General features: G+C 72.1%; 19 protein-coding genes. 5 read left to right on the forward strand and 14 right to left on the reverse strand.

Features of this window, described 5'->3' with window-relative positions; all coding sequences use genetic code 11:
• The first annotated feature begins 45 nt into the window (after positions 1-45).
• Positions 46-711 carry a potassium channel family protein gene (locus ACQP10_RS27095; protein WP_346022996.1) on the forward strand — a complete coding sequence of 222 codons (666 nt, stop codon included), beginning with the start codon at positions 46-48 and terminating at the stop codon, positions 709-711.
• Positions 711-1,379, forward strand: a complete 669-nt coding sequence (locus tag ACQP10_RS27100) for a potassium channel family protein (RefSeq protein ID WP_346022997.1) — start codon at positions 711-713, stop codon at positions 1,377-1,379. The genes ACQP10_RS27095 and ACQP10_RS27100 overlap by 1 nt, the downstream gene beginning before the upstream one ends.
• Positions 1,380-1,571: 192 nt before the next feature.
• Here ACQP10_RS27100 and ACQP10_RS27105 read toward each other — a convergent pair whose 3' ends face one another.
• The 7 genes from ACQP10_RS27105 to valS all read right to left on the reverse strand — a co-directional run bounded on the left by ACQP10_RS27105 (position 1,572) and on the right by valS (position 8,660).
• Positions 1,572-2,279, reverse strand: coding sequence for a DUF3159 domain-containing protein (locus tag ACQP10_RS27105; RefSeq protein ID WP_346023240.1), 708 nt, complete (start codon positions 2,277-2,279; stop codon positions 1,572-1,574).
• A gap of 33 nt (positions 2,280-2,312) precedes the next feature.
• Positions 2,313-2,705, reverse strand: a complete 393-nt coding sequence (locus ACQP10_RS27110; RefSeq protein WP_179826993.1) for an OB-fold nucleic acid binding domain-containing protein — start codon at positions 2,703-2,705, stop codon at positions 2,313-2,315.
• A 48-nt stretch (positions 2,706-2,753) separates the two neighbouring features.
• Entirely contained in the window at positions 2,754-3,455 is a 702-nt protein-coding gene (locus tag ACQP10_RS27115) for a DUF3710 domain-containing protein (protein ID WP_389997031.1), read from the reverse strand.
• Positions 3,456-3,506: 51 nt separating this feature from the next.
• On the reverse strand, positions 3,507-3,950 hold the full coding sequence (gene dut, locus ACQP10_RS27120; RefSeq protein WP_179826991.1) for a dUTP diphosphatase: 444 nt from the start codon (positions 3,948-3,950) through the stop codon (positions 3,507-3,509).
• A complete protein-coding gene (locus ACQP10_RS27125; RefSeq protein WP_179826990.1) occupies positions 3,947-4,501 on the reverse strand; it encodes a PaaI family thioesterase in 555 nt (184 codons plus the stop codon). Before ACQP10_RS27125 ends, dut begins: the two co-directional genes overlap by 4 nt.
• 11 nt (positions 4,502-4,512) lie before the next feature.
• Entirely contained in the window at positions 4,513-5,802 is a 1,290-nt protein-coding gene (locus tag ACQP10_RS27130) for an AI-2E family transporter (protein ID WP_389997036.1), read from the reverse strand.
• 290 nt (positions 5,803-6,092) lie between these two features.
• Positions 6,093-8,660, reverse strand: a complete 2,568-nt coding sequence (gene valS, locus ACQP10_RS27135) for a valine--tRNA ligase (RefSeq protein WP_346023000.1) — start codon at positions 8,658-8,660, stop codon at positions 6,093-6,095.
• Between the two features lie 84 nt (positions 8,661-8,744).
• On the opposite strand from valS, the gene ACQP10_RS27140 reads away from it, so the two are divergent.
• The gene (locus ACQP10_RS27140; RefSeq protein WP_179826987.1) at positions 8,745-9,047 is read left to right on the forward strand and encodes a DUF4235 domain-containing protein; all 303 of its coding nucleotides are present in this window, start codon (positions 8,745-8,747) and stop codon (positions 9,045-9,047) included.
• Between the two features lie 135 nt (positions 9,048-9,182).
• Here the strand turns inward: ACQP10_RS27140 and ACQP10_RS27145 are convergent, their stop codons facing one another.
• From ACQP10_RS27145 to ACQP10_RS27165, 5 genes are all read right to left on the reverse strand, one after another.
• Positions 9,183-10,559, reverse strand: coding sequence for an alpha,alpha-trehalose-phosphate synthase (UDP-forming) (locus ACQP10_RS27145; RefSeq protein ID WP_346023241.1), 1,377 nt, complete (start codon positions 10,557-10,559; stop codon positions 9,183-9,185).
• A gap of 52 nt (positions 10,560-10,611) precedes the next feature.
• Positions 10,612-11,418: a hypothetical protein gene (locus tag ACQP10_RS27150; RefSeq protein ID WP_179826984.1), complete on the reverse strand. Its 807-nt coding sequence runs from the start codon at positions 11,416-11,418 to the stop codon at positions 10,612-10,614.
• A gap of 85 nt (positions 11,419-11,503) precedes the next feature.
• Positions 11,504-11,803 (reverse strand): DUF4193 domain-containing protein, encoded by a 300-nt coding sequence (locus ACQP10_RS27155; protein WP_179826982.1) that lies wholly within the window; start codon positions 11,801-11,803, stop codon positions 11,504-11,506.
• A gap of 267 nt (positions 11,804-12,070) precedes the next feature.
• Complete coding sequence (locus tag ACQP10_RS27160; RefSeq protein WP_346023001.1) at positions 12,071-13,408, reverse strand: sensor histidine kinase; 1,338 nt, start codon at positions 13,406-13,408, stop codon at positions 12,071-12,073.
• An 80-nt stretch (positions 13,409-13,488) separates the two neighbouring features.
• On the reverse strand, positions 13,489-14,142 hold the full coding sequence (locus ACQP10_RS27165; protein WP_179826978.1) for a response regulator transcription factor: 654 nt from the start codon (positions 14,140-14,142) through the stop codon (positions 13,489-13,491).
• A gap of 219 nt (positions 14,143-14,361) precedes the next feature.
• Between ACQP10_RS27165 and ACQP10_RS27170 the strand changes: the two genes are divergently transcribed.
• Entirely contained in the window at positions 14,362-14,526 is a 165-nt protein-coding gene (locus tag ACQP10_RS27170) for a hypothetical protein (protein ID WP_179826976.1), read from the forward strand.
• 128 nt (positions 14,527-14,654) lie between these two features.
• Here the strand turns inward: ACQP10_RS27170 and ACQP10_RS27175 are convergent, their stop codons facing one another.
• Entirely contained in the window at positions 14,655-15,449 is a 795-nt protein-coding gene (locus tag ACQP10_RS27175; RefSeq protein ID WP_346023002.1) for an inositol monophosphatase family protein, read from the reverse strand.
• Positions 15,450-15,520: 71 nt separating this feature from the next.
• Positions 15,521-17,482 carry a S9 family peptidase gene (locus ACQP10_RS27180; protein WP_346023003.1) on the reverse strand — a complete coding sequence of 654 codons (1,962 nt, stop codon included), beginning with the start codon at positions 17,480-17,482 and terminating at the stop codon, positions 15,521-15,523.
• A 229-nt stretch (positions 17,483-17,711) separates the two neighbouring features.
• Here ACQP10_RS27180 and ACQP10_RS27185 point away from each other — a divergent pair, with 229 nt between their 5' ends.
• Positions 17,712-18,692, forward strand: coding sequence for a ferrochelatase (locus tag ACQP10_RS27185; protein WP_433539973.1), 981 nt, complete (start codon positions 17,712-17,714; stop codon positions 18,690-18,692).
• Positions 18,693-18,729: the final 37 nt, after the last annotated feature.

An 18,729-nucleotide genomic window follows, 5' to 3' on the forward strand; every position in this document is an offset into this window, starting at 1 on the left:
GGTACATTCGAAGCAAGATCCGCCTCAAACGACCGGCGGGGGAGCATGCATATCGTGATCATGGGGTGTGGGCGTGTCGGTTCCACGCTGGCGCACATCCTGGAGGACAGCGGCCACTCGGTCGCCATCATCGACCGGGACCCCCAGGCGTTCCGCCGCCTGCGGGCGGGGTTCCGGGGCCGCCGGGTGACCGGCGTCGGCTTCGACCGCGACGTGCTGGAGGAGGCCGGGATCGAGTCGGCCGGCGCCTACGTGGCGGTGAGCAGCGGCGACAACTCCAACATCATCTCCGCCCGGGTCGCCCGCGAGACGTTCGGCGTGGACAACGTGGTGGCCCGGATCTACGACTCCCGGCGCGCCGAGGTCTACCAGCGGCTGGGCATCCCCACCGTGGCCACGGTCCGCTGGACCGCCGACCAGATCCTGCGCCGGGTGCTGCCCGAGGGGGCCGAGCCGCTGTGGCGCGACCCCACCGGGACCGTCGTGCTCGCCGAGGTGACCTACCACCCGGGCTGGATCGGCACCAGGACCAGGGACCTGGAGGCGGAGGCGGGCACCCGCACCGCCTTCATCAACCGGATGGGCGAGACCTTGCTGCCCAAGAGCGACACCGTGCTGCAGGAGGGCGACATCCTGCACGTCATGGCGACCGGGAACGACATGGACCGCATCAACAAGGTGCTGTCCGCGGCTCCGGAGGAGAGGCACTGATGCGCGTCACCATCGCGGGTGCGGGGGCCGTCGGCCGGTCCATCGCCGCCGAGCTCCTGGAGAACGGCCACGAGGTCCTGCTCATCGACATCGACCCCAAGGCCATCAAGATCGACACGGTGCCGCGGGCGGAGTGGCTGCTCGCCGACGCCTGCGAGATCTCCTCGCTGGACGAGGCGGGCCTGGCCGAGTGCCACGTGGTCGTCGCCGCCAGCGGCGACGACAAGGTCAACCTCGTCGTCTCCCTGCTCGCCAAGACCGAGTACGGCGTGCCCCGCGTGGTCGCCCGGATCAACCACCCCAAGAACGAGTGGCTGTTCAACGAGTCGTGGGGGGTGGACGTCGCCGTCTCGACCCCGCGGCTGCTGAGCGCGCTGGTGGAGGAGGCGGTGAGCGTGGGCGACCTGGTCCGGCTGATGACCTTCCGCCAGGGCCAGGCCAACCTGGTCGAGCTCACGCTCCCCGAGGACGCGCCGGTCGTCGGCCACCGGGCCGGGTCGGTGCCGTGGCCCACCGACACCGCGCTGGTGGCGATCCTGCGCGAGGGCCGGGTGCTGGTGCCCAGCGAGGACGACCCGCTGGAGGCCGGCGACGAGCTGATGTTCGTGGCCAATCAGGAGGTCGAGGAGGAGCTGGCCCGGCTGCTGTCCCCGCGCGCGGCGGGCTGAGCCGCGCGACGCGGGAACGGCCGCGGTACGGCGTCGCCGTACCGCGGCCGTTCCCGCGTTCCGGGGAGCCCGCGAGGGGGCGCCGGTGTCTGGACCGAGGAACGCAGCCGCGGAGCGGCGGAGTGACGAGGGAAGACACCGGGCAAGAGCCCCCGAGCCGCGACACGAAGTGTCGCCATGAGCCCACGCGGGTCAGGAGGAGGCGGTGGGGCGGGCCGGGGTCCGGCCCCTGGTCAGCAGCCACACCATCGCGGCGAGGCCGGCGATCTGCAGCGGCCAGCCCATGACGATCTTGAGGATGCCCAGCTCGGCCACGGCGTCGTTGCCACCGATGAGGTAGACCGGCAGCTGCACGGCCACCCGGACCGCGCACGGGATCAGCAGCAGCCAGGTGAGCCTGGAGCAGAGCCGCACCACGGCCGGGTCGGCGCGCCAGCCGGTCGGGTCGCCGGTGACCGAACCGATCAGGAAGCCCACCACGGGCCACCGGGTGACGATGGACAGCAGCATCGCCACGGCGTATCCCGCGTTGTAGAGGATGCCCGGGAGGTAGACGTCGCGGGCCTCACCGGTGCGGGAGGCGAAGAACGCGCCGATCCCGATGCCGATGAGGCTGTTGACGACGAACTGCGGCGTCGAGCGCTGCGCCAGCCGCACCACGAGCAGCACCACCGCCGCCGCGATGCTGACGGTCAGCGACTGCCGCAGGTCGGAGGTGATGACCCAGGCCAGGGTGAAGACGATCGTGGGCACGGCCGCCTCGACGACGCCCCGCGCCCCGCCGAACGCCTTGGTGAGCTGGACGCGGATCGCCGCCTCGACGGTGTCGTGCGCGGCGGCCTCCGCGGACGCCGTCGAACCCTGCTTCGCGGCCCCGGCGGAGGGGTCAGGGGTGGTCATCTTCTGGTTCACCGCTCCGTGCTCGTCGATGGGTCACGCACCGCCCGCGGGACGCAGCTCGTAGCGCGGGTTGAACATCACCTTGCGGCCGTCCTGCACGCTGACCAGCCCCTCGGCCAGGACCATGCGGCCCGGCTCGATCCCGGCGATCTTCCGGCGGCCGAGCCAGATCAGCTCGACCACGTCGGAGCCGTCGTAGAGCTCCGCCTCCAGCGCCGGGGCGCCCCCACGGGGCCGCAGCGTCACCGTGCGTAGTGTACCGGTCACGCAGAACCTGCGGCGCCCGGCACAGGAGACGATGGGGGTGGCGCCGTGCCGGTCGAGGTCCTGCTGGAGCTCGTCGGCCTCCAGCTCCTCCTGACTCGTGGTCAGCCGCCGGAAGAAGCTCCGAAATCCGCCCTGTTTATGCGGTTCCTGAGAACCCACGACCTCTCCTTCACATACGTGTTGCAACAGCGTACGCGATCCGGTGGGTCAACGGATCTCGGCGATCTCCGGCCCCCGCTCGAACGGCCGGAGGTCCCGGCCGTTCGGGGCCTCGGCCTGCTGCTCCATGGCCTGGCGGGCCTCCGGGGGCAGCCGCAGCTCGATCGGCTCCTTCGGCACCATCGGCTCGTCCCCCCGGACGACGACGATGTCGCGGACCACGTCCTCCAGGGTCTCGGCCACCCCGGCGTCCGTCGCGGCGCGCCCGCTGACGACCGCCCGCAGGAACCAGCGCGGGCCGTCGACGCCGATGTAGCGGACCGGCTGGGCGACCCCGTCGGCGGGGACCCGGGCGTCCAGTTCGACGCCGAACGGCCCCTCCTTCTCATCGGCGGTCCCGCCCGCGGCCTTCACGCCCGCGGCCAGCTCGGCCCGGACCTCGTCCCAGATGCCGCTGCGCTTGGGCGCGGCGAAGGCGTGTATCTGCAGGGCGCTCTCCTCGAACAGGATGACCGCGCCGACGATCTGCTCGCCGGCGAGGTTGAGCTGCACCTCGAACCCCTGGTCGACGGGCAGCCGCAGGCCGCCGAGATCGACCCGCTCCCGCTCGGGGTAGGCGTCGGCGGCGTCCCACGGGCCGGACCCCCTGGCCGGCCCCCCTGTGGTCCCCCTGGGCTCCTCGGTCCGTGCGAACTCCTCGGCCGGGACCGGGGACTCCTCGCGACGACGACGTCCGAACACTTTCCTCACGCTCCTTGAAGTCTCGATGCGGCGGGCCACCGGCCGGTCGCCCGCCGGCTCTCAGCGGCCGGTGGAGCCGAAGCCCCCCGCGCCGCGCGCCGACCCCGGCAGCCGGTCCACCTCGTGGAACACCGCCCTGGCGACCCGCTGGACCACCAGTTGCGCGATGCGGTCTCCCCTGCGCAACCGTACGGCCCGCCCGGTGTCGGTGTTGAGCAGCGTCACCCTGATCTCGCCACGGTAACCCGCGTCGACGGTGCCGGGCGCGTTCACGATCGTCACGCCGTGCTCGGCCGCCAGGCCGGAGCGCGGGTGGACGAAGGCGGCGTAGCCGTCGGGCAGCGCGATCGCCACGCCGGTGCCCACGGTGGCGCGTCCGCCCGGCGGCAGCTCGACGTCCTCGGCCGCGCGCAGGTCGGCGCCGGCGTCGCCCGGGTGGGCGTAGTCCGGCAGCGGCAGCCCGTCGTCGACGCGGCTGATCAGCACCTCGACCTTCTCGCTCACGGGTTCACCTCGTAGTCGTGATGCTCGTCCAGGAGGGTCTGGGCGTCGCCGTGCTCGGCGAAGTGCTCCATGCCGACCTCGACGAAGAGGGCGGCGGCCCGTACGGCGACCGGTCCGTCGGCCGAGCCGATCCGCCCCTCTGCTTCAAGGTACGCCTTCCGGCCCGACACCCCGGTGCACCAGGCCCGGAGGTGCAGGGTGGTGCCGACCGGGACCGGCGCGAGGTAGTCGGTCTCCAGCCGGGCGGTGACGTAGGGGCGGCGGAACAGCCAGATGGACATGCCGATGACCTCGTCCATCGCCGTGGCGAGCACGCCGCCGTGCGCGAGGCCCGGGGCGCCCTGGTGGGCCTCGGCGACGGTGAACTCGGCGACCACCGTCTCCCCGTCGGGCGTGACGGCCTTCAGGTGCAGGCCGGTGGGGTGCCGGTCGCCGCAGCCGAAGCAGCGGCTGTAGTGGGAGCCGAGCGGCTCACCGGGGCCGGGGGCGCCGGAGGCCGGCCGGGGGCCGGCCGCTCCGGGCGGAGGGGTCGTCAGGGCTGAACGGGTCACGAGGCAGAACGTTACCGCCTGGGCTGCGGCGACTCCTCATTCACCGGGTCCTCCCCCTCCGGCCCGGCGTTCCCTCCGGCGCCGGAGGGAACGGTCCTTTCCGGCGATCCGGACTCCCCGGTCGCGCCGGACGATCCGGCGGGCGTGTCCCCGGCCGGGCCGGACGCGGCCGGCGGGGTCCGCGGCCCCTCGGCCCCCTCGGCCTCCCCGGGCGGTTCGGGCGGTGGGGCGGGTGGGAGGGCCGGTTGGTCACCGGTCAGCGCGGGTAGCGCCCGGTAGAGCACCGCGGCGATCGGCACCGCCACCGCGGCCCCGGCGATGCCCGCCACGACGCCGCCCACGGCCAGCACCAGGATGATCGCCAGCGGATGGAAGTCGAGCGCCCGGCCGACGATCAGCGGCTGGAGCACGTGGTTCTCCAGCTGCTGTTCGATCACCAGGATCCCCACGAAGATCAGGGCGTAGAACAGGCCCTTGGCGCCGAGGGTGACCAGGGCCGCGACCGCCCCGGCGAAGAGGATGCCGATGAGGGGGATGAAGCTGGCCATGAAGATCAGCACGGCGAGCGGCGCCCAGAGCGGCACGCCCATCCCGGCGAGCACGATGCCCATGACCACGCCGTGGACGGCGGCCACCGCGACCGTGCCGTGCACGTAGTGCGACAGCGTGGTCCAGGCGGCGCGTCCGGCCCGGTCGACGCGGGGCGCGACGGAGCCGAACGCCTTCAGGAGCCACGACCAGATCCGGGCGCCGTCCTTGAGCAGGAAGAAGGTGACGAAGACCACCAGCACCAGGGAGGCCAGCACCTCCACCGCGACCGTGGCGCCGGTGAGGACCGTCTGGGTGATCTGGTTACGGCTGGCGCTGAGCTGGTCGGTGAGGCTGTCGATCCAGGTGCTGATCTGGTTGCGCTGCAGGTGCAGCGGCCCGCTGTACAGCCAGTTCTCCACGTCCTTGATCGTGGATCTGAGCTGGTCGATCACCCGGGGGAACTCTTCGCTGGCCCGCAGCCCGATGAACCAGCCGACGCCGACCAGCACCGCGAGCGCGATCAGCATGGTCAGCCAGGTGGCGTAGATCGGCCGCATCCCCAACGCCCGGAACCTGCTGGTGAGGGGGTGCAGCAGCGCCGTGAGCAGCAGCGCGACCGCGACCGGCAGCACCACGATGTGCAGCATCACGATGAACTGCCAGAAGTAGAAGACGGCCCAGCCGATGATGATCAGGCACAGGCTCCAGGCCGCCAGCCAGAGCAGCGTGCGTGGCACCAGATGGGTCAGACGTTCCCGGTCGGAGATCACGCATTCCAGACTGTCACGTCACGGCCTGCGGCGCGCATGGTCAACGCCCGGAGTCGGAAGGGGCGGGCCAAGGAACGGCAAAGGGGAGGCCCGGCGGGACACCGGGCCTCCCCTCGCGGGCACCGGATCAGCGTTCTCCCGGCGGCCGGGAGATCACTTTGTCCTCGAGGTAGCAGTTGCAGCTGCCGCACCCTGGCGTCATGCGCCGTCCTCCCCTCGCCTGCCCTGACCTGTCCGTACCTCGACCGTACGGCAGGACCGCCCGACGCGGGGGACAGATTCCCGTGGGCTCAGGTGAGGACGACCTCCACCGTCAGGTCGCCCTCGGCGGCCTCCAGCACGAACTCCTCGACGGCGCCCGCGCCGCACAGGTCGTCCTGGGCCTGCCGCACCAGGTCGGCCTGGGCGCCGGTGACGGTCAGCCGGGAGACCTCGGCGCGCATCGAGAGCCTGGCGTCGGACTTGGCCTTGCGGACGCGGCCGAGGACCGTCGCCACCGCCGGCAGCAGGTCGGGCAGGCCGCCCGTCTCGCGGGCCTCGGGCCAGGCCGCCCGGTGCACCGAGCCCTCGCGCCACCAGGACCAGACCTCCTCGGTGACGAACGGCAGGAAGGGCGCGAACAGCCGCAGCAGGACGTCGAGGGCCTCGCGCAGCGCCGCGCGGGCCGAGCGGGCGGGACCGCCCTCGCCGTAGGCGCGGTTCTTGACCAGCTCCAGGTAGTCGTCGCAGAACTCCCAGAAGAACCGCTCGGTCCGCTCCAGCGCGCGGGTGTAGTCGTAGGACTCGAACGCCTCGGTGGCCTCGCCGACCACCTGCGACAGGCGGGCGAGCATCGACAGGTCCACCGGCTCGGTGACCTCGGCGGCCCCGCCGTCCTCCCGCCCGCCGTCCCGCCCGTCCCCGGCCTCGCCCAGGCCCAGGATGAACTTCGAGGCGTTCAGGATCTTGATCGCCAGGCGGCGGCCGACCTTGATCTGCCCGACGTCGAACGCGGTGTCGGTGCCCGGCCGGCCGCTCGCCGCCCAGTAGCGGACCGCGTCGGAGCCGTACTGCTCCAGCAGGCCCAGCGGGGTGACGACGTTGCCCACCGACTTGGACATCTTCTTGCGGTCGGGGTCGAGGATCCAGCCGGAGATGGCGGCGTTGCGCCAGGGCAGGGCGCCGTGCTCCAGGTGCGCGCGGACCACGGTGGAGAACAGCCAGGTCCGGATGATCTCGTGGGCCTGCGGGCGCAGGTCCATCGGGAAGACCTTGCCGAACAGCTCGTCGTCGATGCCCCAGCCGCCCGCGATCTGCGGGCTCAGCGAGGAGGTGGCCCAGGTGTCCATGACGTCCGGGTCCGCGGTGAAGCCCCCCGCCTTGCCGCGCTGGTCCTCGGTGTAGCCGGGCGGCACGTCGCTCTCGGGGTCGATGGGCAGCGTGGACTCCTCCGGCAGGATCGGCCGGAGGTGGTCGGGCTCGCCCGCGGCGTCGAGGGGGTACCACACCGGGATCGGCACGCCGAAGAACCGCTGCCGGGAGATCAGCCAGTCACCCGCCAGGCCCTCCACCCAGGACTCGTAGCGGACCCTCATCCGCTCCGGATGCCAGGCCAGCTCCCGCCCACGCGCCAGCAGCGCCTCGCGCAGCCCGGCGTCGCGCCCGCCGTTGCGGACGTACCACTGGCGGGTGGTGACGATCTCCAGCGGGCGGTCGCCCTTCTCGTAGAACTTCACCGGGCGCCTCACCGGCCGGGGCTCGCCGTCCATCTCGCCCGACGCCCGCAGCAGCTCCACGACCCGCTCCCGGGCGCCGTGGACGGTCCGGCCAGCCAGCTCGCCGTACGGCCCGGCAGGGACGCCGGCGGGCGGCTCGGGCAGCAGCCTGCCGTCCCGGCCGATGACCGGGCGGGTGGGGAGGTTCAGCTCGCGCCACCAGGTGATGTCGGTGACGTCGCCGAAGGTGCAGACCATCGCGATGCCGGAGCCCTTGCCCGGCTCGGCCAGGTGGTGGGGCAGCACCGGCACCTCGACGCCGAACAGCGGCGTGACGACGGTGGTACCGAACAGCGGGCGGTAGCGCTCGTCGTCGGGGTGGGCGACCAGCGCCACGCAGGCGGGCAGCAGCTCGGGCCGGGTCGTCTCGATCCAGACGCGCTGCCCGGCGGCCGGGCTCCCGGGGGCGGCGGTGAAGGCGATCCGGTGGAAGGCGCCGGGGTGCTCGCGGTCCTCCAGCTCGGCCTGGGCGACGGCCGTGCGGAAGGTGACGTCCCACAGCGTGGGCGCCTCGGCGAGGTAGGCCTCGCCGCGGGCGAGGTTGCGCAGGAAGCCGCGCTGGGAGGCGGCCCGCGCGCCGCCGTCGATGGTGGCGTAGGTCAGCGACCAGTCGACCGACAGGCCCAGGCGCCGCCACAGCTCCTCGAACGCCTTCTCGTCCTCGATGGTGAGCCGCTCGCACAGCTCGATGAAGTTGCGGCGCGAGATCGGCACCTGCCGCTTCGGGTCGGGGTCGGCCGGCGGGCGGAAGGCGGGGTCGTAGGGGACGGAGGGGTCGCAGCGCACGCCGAAGTGGTTCTGCACCCGGCGCTCGGTGGGCAGGCCGTTGTCGTCCCAGCCCATGGGGTAGAAGACCTCGCGGCCGCGCATGCGCTGGAAGCGGGCGATCGCGTCGGTGTGGGTGTAGGAGAAGACATGGCCGACGTGCAGGGATCCGGAGACGGTCGGGGGCGGGGTGTCGATCGAGTAGATCTCCTCCCTGCCGCGTGACCTGTCGAAGCGGTACGTCCCCTCGGCCTCCCAGCGGGCTACCCATACGGATTCCAGCCCGTCGAGAGTCGGCTTCCCGGGCATGGCCGCATGGCGTGATCGCTGGTGTGTCATGCCTCCCCATGGTATGGCTTCACGCGCCCCCGCGATGGAGAGGGTTAGTGTTCTTCTGCAAAGCGATACAAAGGCAGGGAGCACATGCCGGGCAAAAGCGATAAGCAGCAGCAGGACATGGCGTGGCGGGCCATCGGCGGCCTGGTGGGCCTTGCGACGGCCTTCGTCGCGCGCAAGGCCATCGGGTTCGCCTGGGAGAAGGCGACCGGCAGGAAGCCCCCGATGGACACCGAGTCGCTCGACATCGACCTCAGCGAGGCGATCGGCTACGCCATCGTGATGGGCGTGGGCATGCAGGTGGCGCAGATCATCGCGGGCCGCGCCGCCAGGAAGCGCTACGACGCCTGGAAGGCCGTGAAGACCGCCGCGCGGGACGCCGTCTCCTGACCCGCCCTCGCGCGGCCGCCGTACGGGCTCCCCGCGAGGGAATCCGTACGGCGGGTGCGCGGGCGTCCCGGCCCGCCGTACGGCGGGCGCGGGCGGCCGGGTGCGCGAGACGGGGCGGACGGGCCGGGGGCGGGGTCAGGACTCCAGGTCGGCGAGGAAGTCCTTCGCCCAGCGGTCCACGTCGTAGGTCGAGATCCGGCGGCGCATCGAGCGCATCCGCCGCGACAGGTCGTGCGGTGTGGCCCGCATCGCGGCCAGCATGGCCCGCTTGAGGCCGTCGATGTCGTAGGGGTTGGCCAGGAACGCCTGCCGCAGCTCGTCGGCCGCCCCGGCGAACTCGCTGAGCACCAGCGCGCCGCGCAGGTCGTGGCGGCAGGAGATGTACTCCTTGGCGACCAGGTTCATCCCGTCGCGCAGCGGCGTCACCACCATGACGTCGGCGGCGAGGTAGAGCGCGGCCAGCTCGTCGCGGCCGTAGGACTGGTGCATGTACTGCACCGGCTGCATGCCCAGCTCCCCCTGCTCGCCGTTGATCCGGCCGACCTGCAGTTCGATGGAGTCGCGCAGCCGCATGTACTCCTCGACCCGCTCCCGGCTCGGGGTGGCGATCTGCACGAACGCCGCCTCCCCGGGCTTGATGGAGCCCTCGCGGAGCAGCTCGCCGAACGCCTTGAGCCGCTGGCCGATGCCCTTGGTGTAGTCGAGCCGGTCGACGCCGAGCAGCACGCACTCCGGGTCGCCCAGCTCGGAGCGGATCTCTTTGGCGCGCTCCACGATGTGGGGCTGGCGGACCAGGGAGTCGAACTCGCCGAAGTCGACCGAGATGGGGAAGGCCGCGGCGCGCACCACCCGGCCGTCCTCCAGGTGGATCTCGTTCTTCTGGTGTTGCAGGCCCAGCAGGCGGCGGCAGAGCCGGATGAAGTTGGACGCGCCGCCGGGACGCTGGAAGCCGACCAGGTCGGCGCCGAGGAGTCCCTCCAGCAGCTCCCGCCGCCAGGGGAGCTGGTAGAACAGCTCGCCCGGCGGGAAGGGGATGTGCAGGAAGAAGCCGATGCGCAGGTCCGGGCGGAGCTCGCGCAGCATGGCGGGGACCAGCTGGAGCTGGTAGTCCTGGATCCACACGACCGCGTTCTCGGCCGCCTCCTCGGCGGCGGCACGGGCGAAGCGCTCGTTGACCGTGCGGTAGGCGTCCCACAGCACGCGCGAGTAGACCGGGGGGGCGACCACGTCGTGGTAAAGGGGCCACAGCGTGGCGTTGGAGAAGCCCTCGTAGTAGAGCTCGACCTCCGACGCCGACAGCGGCACGGGGATGAGGTGCATGCCGTCGTGGTCGAAGGGGTTGAGACGCTCGTCGGGGGACCCGGGCCAGCCGATCCAGGCGCCCTCCCGGCGCTGGAGGACCGGAGCGATCGCGGTGACCAGTCCGCCAGGGCTGCGCCGCCACGTCCCCTCCCCCACCCGATCGACGGGAAGGCGATTTGCGACGATCAAAAACGAACTGCGGCCCCGCACAAAATCCTCCAGATAGTTGGTTTGCTGTAACAACTACCCAGTTGGGGACTTTTTATGACTTAGCGGGAGGGAGTTCGTGGCGGCTTCTCAGGTCGGCGCGTACGACCTCGGCGAGCTTGCGGGTCGCGGCACGGTTGAGGGCGCCGCCGGCCACGGCGCCGGTCAGGAAGGGTCCGAGGGTGGTCAGATGGCGGCCGAGCGTGCGCATCAGCCGGTTGCGCAGGGCGGTCTTGGCCGCCGCGCCGAGGGCGAGGGTGACCGAGCCGGGGGCCATGGGGTCGACGCCGCGCTGCTTGGACCAGGCGTTGACGAACGCCACGGCCCGCTGGGCGCCGTTGCCGGGGATGTGCACGCCGTACACCTCGTGGAGCTCGGCGAGGAGCTTGACCTCGATGGCCGCCACGACGAGGGTCTCGGCCACGAGCTGGGCGGGGGCGGAGAGCAGAAGGGGCGGTGCGGCGAACTCGGCCGCGGCGAGGGCTCCGCCGATCGCGCCGACCGTCATGGTCGCCTTGCCCGCCGTGCGGACCAGGTCGTCGGCCAGGGCCTCGGCGGTGAGCCCGTGATGGTGCTCGGAGAGGGTGGCGAGGTCGCGGATGGGGATCCGGGGGGCCACGGACACGAACACGTCGGCCAGCCAGCGTCCCCGGCCCTCACCCGACGCCTTGGCGTTCTTCGCTCCCGCGGACAGCGCCGCGGACAGGCGGCCGAGCAGCCGTCGCCGCTCGGCGCCCTCAATGTCACCAGGCTCGGTGAGCCTGCCGACGATCTCCGCCACTTCCCGCTCCGGTGCGCCGGTCTTCCCCGCGATCGCGGGGTCCTCCGGCGACCCACCGGTCTTGCCGCTCTTCGAAGTCATGTCGCGGAACCTCCTCAAGGCCGTCCTGGCGCGCATTTACCCTTCCATGGGAGAACACACCTCGGACAGGCCATCGGAACGATCGTCAGGCCGCGCACTCCCGGCAGATCTGCTGGCCGTTCTTCTCGGTGGCGAGCTGGCTGCGGTGGTGCACGAGGAAGCAGCGCGCGCAGGTGAACTCGTCGGCCTGACGAGGAATCACCCGGAGCGAGAGCTCCTCGTTGGACAGGTCGGCGCCGGGCAGTTCCAGCGACTCGGCGAGATCGGTCTCGTCGATGTCGATGCTGCCCGAGGACTTGTCCGTACGGCGTGCCTGCAGTTCCTGAAGACTGTCCTCGTTGAGGTCGTCGTCGGTCTTGCGTGGGCTGTCGTAATCAGTAGCCATCGGTTTGCTCCATCCCCCTCATCTCTCTTCTGCGCCGTTCGCGCGTGTAACGTCTGAGAGGCACGACTTGTGCCCAATCCGACGAAGAGACTTTGCATCGGTACCCCGTCGGAATGGTCACTGAACCTCCCCACACGTGAGGTACCTACTGCCCATGGCCATGGTTAGCCGAATATGGCGTAAACCACAGCATCGGCGGTATGAGCCACCGTGTTCGACGGCACATCCAACCACATGTACGGCGTGAGCGAGACGCCCCCCGCCGGATCACCCTGGCTGGAGTCTCACGGTCACCACGAGACCTCCTCCGTCCCTGGGGACGGCGGTCACGTCGCCTCCGTGAGCCCGCACGACCGCGCGCACGATCGACAGCCCGAGCCCGGCCCCCTTGGAAGAGTCGACCCGGTCGGCGTTGAGCCGCCGGAACGGCTCGAACAGGCTGTTCACCTCGTACGCGGGCACGTGCGGCCCCGTGTTGGCCACCTGAACAATCAGGACGCCCTCCACAATTCCCGCCCGGACCCACAAATGGCCGGAGTCAGGGAGATTGTGTTTGATGGCGTTCTCCACGAGGTTGGACACGCACCGCTCCAGCAGCACCGGATCGCCCAGCGTTTCGGCCTTCTGAAGCTCGGTGGAGATCGTCACGCCGGCCGCCTCGGCCACCGGGGCGAGCTGCTCGACGGCGGTACGCGCCACGTCCCGCATGTCCACCGGCTTTCGCACGCTGAGCTCGCGCTCGCTGCGGGCCAGCAGCAGCAGACCCTCGATCAGGCGCTCGTTGCGCGCGTTGACCTCCAGCAGCGTGCGGCCCAGCGCCTTGAGGTCCTCCGAAGCCTCCGGGTCGCCCAGCGCGATCTCCAGGACGGTCCGGTTGATCGTCAGCGGGGTCCGCAGCTCGTGGGAGGCGTTGGCCACGAACCTTCGCTGTGTGTCGAACGCCACATTGAGCCTGGTCAGCATCGCGTCGAAGGTGTCCGCCAGCTCCTTGAGCTCGTCGTCGGGGCCCTTGAGCGCGATCCGCTCGTGGGCCAGCGTGCTGCCCGACAGCCTGCGGGCCGTCGCGGTCATCTGCTGGATCGGGCGCAGCGCCCGGTCGGCGACGACGTAGCCGATGACGATCGCCAGGATGCCCACCCCCACCAGGGCGAGAAGCGTACGGCTGAGCAGGGCCTCGCGCGCCTCGTCGATCGCGGCGTGCTTCCACCACAGCCACTCCTGCTGGAAGCGCTGCTCGTAGGCCAGCGGCGCGTCGGGCAGGCTGACGCCGGGCCAGGCCTCGTTGATGGCCCAGCCGACCATCATGTAGATGACGAAGACCAGCAGCATCCCGGCCAGGAAGAACAGCAGGCCGTAGGTGATGGTGAGGCGCCAGCGGATGCTGATCCGGTCGAAGAGCGCCCGCGCCCGCTCCAGCGGGCCGCCGCGCGCCGGGGCGGCGCCGGCCGGCGGCGGCCCGTCCCACACCGGCGGGCCCTGCGGCGGCGGGGCCTGCCCGTTCCGCCCGGGACCGGCCTGCGGCGGCGTCTGCCCGCCCTGTCCGGGACCGGCCTGCGGCGTCTCCTCCTCGCGCCGCGCCCCCCGCGCGGAGTGAGGGCTGATCATCGGGTGGGTGGGAGCGGAAAGACGCGCGTCGTCCCCCGGGACGCCCGAGGGGCGTTCCGCTCCGCCGCCTGCCGGGGCGCTCACAGCCGGTATCCCACCCCGGGCACCGTCTCGATGACCTGAGGCTCGCCCAGCTTCTTCCTCAGGGTCATCATGGTGACGCGCACCACGTTGGTGAACGGGTCGATGTTCTCGTCCCATGCCTTGTCCAGCAGGTCCTCCTGGCTGACCACGGCGCCCTCGGCGCGCATCAGCTCCTCCAGGACCGCGAACTCCTTCTTCGTGAGCGAGATCTCCTCGCCGTTCCTGGTCACCAGCCGCTTGCCCGGGTCCAGGCGGACGCCGGAGCGCTCCAGGACCGGCGGCAGCGCCGGCGCCGAGCGGCGGCCCAGCGCCCGCACCCGGGCGACCAGCTCGATGAACACGAACGGCTTGGCGAGGTAGTCGTCGGCGCCCAGCCCCAGCCCCTCGACCTTGTCGTCGACGTCACCGGAGGCGGTGAGCATCAGGATCCGCGAGGAGGTCCGCTCGGCCACCAGGCGGCGGCAGACCTCGTCCCCGTGGACCTTCGGCAGGTCCCGGTCCAGGACGATGACGTCGTAGTCGATGTAGCCGGTCCGTTCCAGCGCCGCGGCGCCGTCGTAGGCCACGTCCACGGCCATGGCCTCACGCCGCAGCCCCGTCGCGATCGCGTCGGCGAGCACCCGCTCGTCCTCCACCACAAGCACCCGCACGGCTTCTGGTCCCTCCCCGTGACGTCGATGAACAAGCCGCCGGAACGGCCCCCCATTGTGAGCACTCCCCCCGTAAGCCGGCGGTAAGCCCGTTGTCACGATAACCACCGTGCGTGATGTATCCCACATTGAGGTTTAACGCGAGGCGAGGGGTGGGTACGGCTGAAGGCCAGTCCCCTGCAGACCCTGTCCTTCATCCCCGCTGAGAAAGAAGGTGAGATGGGCGAGTTCTCCTCCACGATCGAAAATCGCCTCGACCAGGCGTACAAGAACCTCCACGAAGCCGAGTCCACGGGCGATCAGTACCTCGCCGACACCTTCACCGCCGAGATCGAGGATCTCCACCGCCTGGCGACGGACAACGGAGTCCACATCCGGCACTGACGTGATCCGGCATTGATCCGGCACCGATGTGGAAGGAGCCCCCGGCCGACCGGCCGGGGGCTCCTTCACGTCCGTCCCGGACGCGGGCGATTTCAGGTGTCACGCGCCCGGTCCGGCGGGCGGGACTCTCAGGCGTCGCGCTCCGGGTCCAGCGGCGCCAGCAGGCCGTGCAGCTCCTCGAACAGGCCCGGCGCCGCGCAGATCGTGAGCCCGGGGCCGTGCGGCCGGCCGTTCAGCCCGCCGATCCTGGCCCCGGCCTCGACGGCGACGAGACCCCCGGCCGAGTAGTCCCACGCCTGCGGGCCGCGCTCGTAGTAGCCGTCCACCCGCCCGGCCGCCACCGAGCACAGGTCGGCCGCGGCCGACCCGCCCCGCCGGATGTCGCGTACGGCGGGCAGCACCCCGGCCAGCACCTCGGCCTGCACCCTGCGCCGCCCGGCGTCGTAGCCGAAGCCGGTGGCGATCAGCGCGCGGTCCAGCGGCACGCCGGTGTTGCAGCGCAGCCGCTCCCCCGCCAGCCACGCGCCCTCGCCCCTGGCCGCGGTGAAGACCTCGCCCCGGGGCACGACGTTGACCGCGCCCGCGACGACCTCCCCGTCGACCTCGACGGCGATGCTGACCGCCCACTCGGGCAGGCCGTACAGGAAGTTGACCGTCCCGTCGATGGGGTCGACGATCCAGCGGACCCGGCCGTCGCCGGTCGAGCCGCCCTCCTCGCCGAGGATCGCGTCGTCGGGCCGGACGGCCCTGATCCTGGTGCGGATCAGCTCCTCCGAGGCCCGGTCCAGCGCGGTCACCACGTCGGTCGGGCTGGACTTGGTGGCCAGCACCTCCGGCCGGGCCGGCCGCTTGGCCGTGAGCATCTCCCCGGCCTCCCGGGCGATCTCCTCGGCCAGCTGGGCGAAGGTCACGAAGGTCTCCATGGCCTGCCCTCCTCCTCGTTCACTCGCCGCTCATCCGCTGTGGCCCGCCGTACGGGGGCCGTCGTCCGTCCTCACGCCAGCGACTCCGGCCGCTTCCACTCCTGGCCCAGCACGTGCTGCGACAGGAAGGCGAGGACCGTCTCGTACCAGGCGACCACGTTGCCGGGCTTGAGGATCCAGTGGTTCTCGTCGGGGAAGTACAGGAACTTCGACTCGACATCGGAACGCTGCAGGTCCCACCACAGCCGCAGGCCCTCGGCGATCGGCACCCGGTAGTCCTTGTCGCCGTGGATGACCAGCATCGGCGTGGAGATCCTCTCCAGCGACAGGTGCGGGGAGAGCGCGTCGTACAGCTCGCCGCCCAGGGCGCCGAACTCGCGCTGCCAGTACATCGGCGCGTCGGTCGTGCCGGCGAACTGGTCCAGGTGCCACAGCGAGGCGTGGGTGACGATCGCGGCGAACCGGTCGGTGTGCCCGGCGACCCAGTTGGCCATGTAACCGCCGAACGAGCCGCCCATGGCCGCCGTCCGGGTCTCGTCGACCTCGGGCAGCTCCAGCGCGGCGTCGGTGATCGCCATCAGGTCGGCGTGGGTGCGCGGCCCCCAGTTCGCCCAGCCCCGGCGGATCATCTCGGGGCCGTAGCCGGTGGACAGGCACGGGTCGGGCAACAGCACGGCGTAGCCGCGCTCCGCCATGATCCACGGGTTCCACCGCCAGGACCAGTCGTTCCAGCTCGACAGCGGGCCGCCGTGGATCCACAGCAGGAACGGCGCCGGGTTCTCCGCCGAGGCGCCCCGGGGCAGCACCAGCCAGGCCCGGATCGTCGCGCCGTCGTCGGCGGTCGCGGTGACCTCGGTCAGGGTGCCGGGCAGCTCCGGCACGGGCACCGGCGAGGCCAGCTCCTCGATCTCGCCGCCGGGGGTGATCCGCACCGGGCGGGCGGGCGAGTCCACGGCGCTGCGCAGCGCGTAGACCGAGCCGTCGGGCGCGGCGCCGAGCGACAGGTAGGCGCCGTCGTCGGCGGTGAGCCGGACCGGCTCCGACCCGTCGGCCGGGACCCGGAAGACGGGGCGGCGGCCCTGGTGGTCGGCGGCGACGTACAGCGAGCGGGAGTCGGGCGCCCAGACGACGTCGGACGGCCACAGGCCGCCGCCGGCGGCGTGACCCTCGCCGGTGGCGAGGTCGACGATCCACAGGGTGATCTCGGGGATGGTGTCGCCGTCGGCGCGGCGGGCGCGGGCGCAGGCGACCAGGCGGCCGTCGGGCGAGACCCGGACCGGGCCGTCGAAGTCGTGGTCCTCCTCCTCGGCGAGGACGCGCGGGGCGTCGTCGCCGGACGTCCCGATCACGACGAGCCGGGAGTGGACGTCGCCGCCGGGCCGCGGCACCTCCCAGGTGGTCACCACCGCCGAGCCGTCCGGCGTCACGTCGTAGGAGGCGTTGCCCAGGGCCTTGCCCGGCTGCGGGGTGAGGTCCCTGATCCCGGTCAGCCGGTCGTCGCCGAGCGCGCCGGCGAACAGCCGCGTCTCGCCGGGGCCGAGGTCGTGGTCCCAGTAGCGCACCGGGGCGCTCTCGTGCAGGATCGCGCTGACCCCGGCGTCCTTGCGGCTCTTGCGCCGCTCGTCCTCGGTGGCCTCGTCGCCGGGCAGCACGTCGGCGGTGAAGACCACCGTCCGCCCGCCGGTGGCGAACCCGGCCACGCCGCCGGGCCGGGAGGCGACCTGCCGCGCCTCGCCGCCGCCCGCGGGCAGCAGCCACAGCGCGGGCGCCTCCTCGTCGGGGTCCTTGACGGCCGGGTCGGGACGGCGCGAGCCGAAGAGCAGGTCGCCCCCGGCGGTGAACTCCGCTCCGCTCTCGCCCTTGGCCGACCTGGTCAGCCGGTACGGCGCGCGCCCGTCGAGGGGGATCTCCCACAGGGACGTCCCGTAGGACCTGCCGTCGGGGTTGAGGGCCTGGACCACGCCGGCGAGGCGGGATCCGTCGGGGGAGAGGCGGAGGGACACCAGCCTGGGAGTGCCGACATAGTCACGCATGTCGCTGAAAGGAGTCACGGTCCGAACCTACTCCCGTCTCCCCCCGGACCGGATACCCCCTCGTCCGGCGGGACGCCCGCGGGTCGCCCCGGAAGACGCGGCGAAAAGAGGGAAGGGGGCGGAATGTGACGGAGAAGACTCCCCGGAGGGCGTCCGGGAGGGCGTCCGGACCCGAATCCCCGGTGTGACCATGCGGAAGGACTTCCCGGCATGCGGTTTGATGAATGCCATGGGGACTTACGACGCACTTCTCGTCGTGTCGTTCGGCGGCCCGGAGAAGCCGGACGACGTGATGCCGTTTCTGGAGAACGTCGTGCGGGGCCGGGGGATCCCGCGCGAGCGGCTGCTGGAGGTCGAGGCGCACTACCAGCGCTTCGGCGGGGCCAGCCCGATCAACCAGCAGTGCCGCGACCTGATCGCCGCCATCGAGCCGACGCTCGACATCCCGGTCTACTGGGGCAACCGCAACTGGCATCCCTATCTTGAGGACACGCTCCGGCGGATGGCCGCCGACGGCGTCCGCAAGGCCGCCGCCTTCGTCACCGCGGCCTACAGCTCCTACTCGGCCTGCCGGCAGTACCTCGACGACATCGCGCTCGCCAGGGCCGCGGTCGAGGGCGCACCCGAGGTCGTCAAGCTGCGCCACTACTTCGACCACCCCGGGTTCGTCGCGGCGATGGCCGACCACACCCGCGAGGCCCTGGAGCAGCTCCCCGCCGGTCTGCGCGACTCCGCGCGGCTGGTCTTCACCGCCCACAGCATCCCGCTGTCGATGGCCAGGACCGCCGGGCCGAACGGCGGCGCCTACGAGGCGCAGCTGCGCAGGACGGCCGCCCTGGTCACCGCCGAGCTGGGCGGGGACCGCCCGTGGGACCTGGTGTGGCAGAGCCGCAGCGGCGCCCCGCACATCCCGTGGCTGGAACCCGACGTCTGCGACCACCTGCGGGTGCTCGACGCCCCGGCCGCGGTGCTGGTGCCGATCGGGTTCGTCTCCGACCACATGGAGGTCGTCTACGACCTCGACGTGGAGGCGGCGGAGACGGCGAAGGAGATCGGCCTGCCGCTGGTCAGGGCCGCCACCGCCGGCACCCACCCGCGGTTCGTCTCGATGGTGGGCGAACTGCTGGCCGAGCCGGAGCCCGCCCGCTGCCCGCCCGGCTGCTGCCCGGCGCCGCTCCGCCGCCCCGCCGCGGCGGGCGAGGCGAGGTAAGCGCGGGCCGCCGTACGGGACCGTCGTACGGCGATCC

The organism is Streptosporangium sandarakinum (assembly GCF_050942225.1).
Lineage (GTDB): Bacteria > Actinomycetota > Actinomycetes > Streptosporangiales > Streptosporangiaceae > Streptosporangium > Streptosporangium nondiastaticum.

Excerpts from the sequence above, each read along its gene's own strand:
- ACQP10_RS27095 (WP_346022996.1), top strand. The coding sequence starts at position 46 with ATGCATATCGTGATCATGGGGTGTGGGCGTGTCGGTTCCACGCTGGCG.
- ACQP10_RS27100 (WP_346022997.1), top strand. The coding sequence starts at position 711 with ATGCGCGTCACCATCGCGGGTGCGGGGGCCGTCGGCCGGTCCATCGCC.
- ACQP10_RS27105 (WP_346023240.1), bottom strand. The coding sequence starts at position 2,279 with ATGACCACCCCTGACCCCTCCGCCGGGGCCGCGAAGCAGGGTTCGACG.
- valS (WP_346023000.1), bottom strand. The coding sequence starts at position 8,660 with ATGACACACCAGCGATCACGCCATGCGGCCATGCCCGGGAAGCCGACT.
- ACQP10_RS27140 (WP_179826987.1), top strand. The coding sequence starts at position 8,745 with ATGCCGGGCAAAAGCGATAAGCAGCAGCAGGACATGGCGTGGCGGGCC.
- ACQP10_RS27150 (WP_179826984.1), bottom strand. The coding sequence starts at position 11,418 with ATGACTTCGAAGAGCGGCAAGACCGGTGGGTCGCCGGAGGACCCCGCG.
- ACQP10_RS27155 (WP_179826982.1), bottom strand. The coding sequence starts at position 11,803 with ATGGCTACTGATTACGACAGCCCACGCAAGACCGACGACGACCTCAAC.
- ACQP10_RS27160 (WP_346023001.1), bottom strand. The coding sequence starts at position 13,408 with ATGATCAGCCCTCACTCCGCGCGGGGGGCGCGGCGCGAGGAGGAGACG.
- ACQP10_RS27170 (WP_179826976.1), top strand. The coding sequence starts at position 14,362 with ATGGGCGAGTTCTCCTCCACGATCGAAAATCGCCTCGACCAGGCGTAC.
- ACQP10_RS27175 (WP_346023002.1), bottom strand. The coding sequence starts at position 15,449 with ATGGAGACCTTCGTGACCTTCGCCCAGCTGGCCGAGGAGATCGCCCGG.
- ACQP10_RS27180 (WP_346023003.1), bottom strand. The coding sequence starts at position 17,482 with ATGCGTGACTATGTCGGCACTCCCAGGCTGGTGTCCCTCCGCCTCTCC.
- ACQP10_RS27185 (WP_433539973.1), top strand. The coding sequence starts at position 17,712 with ATGGGGACTTACGACGCACTTCTCGTCGTGTCGTTCGGCGGCCCGGAG.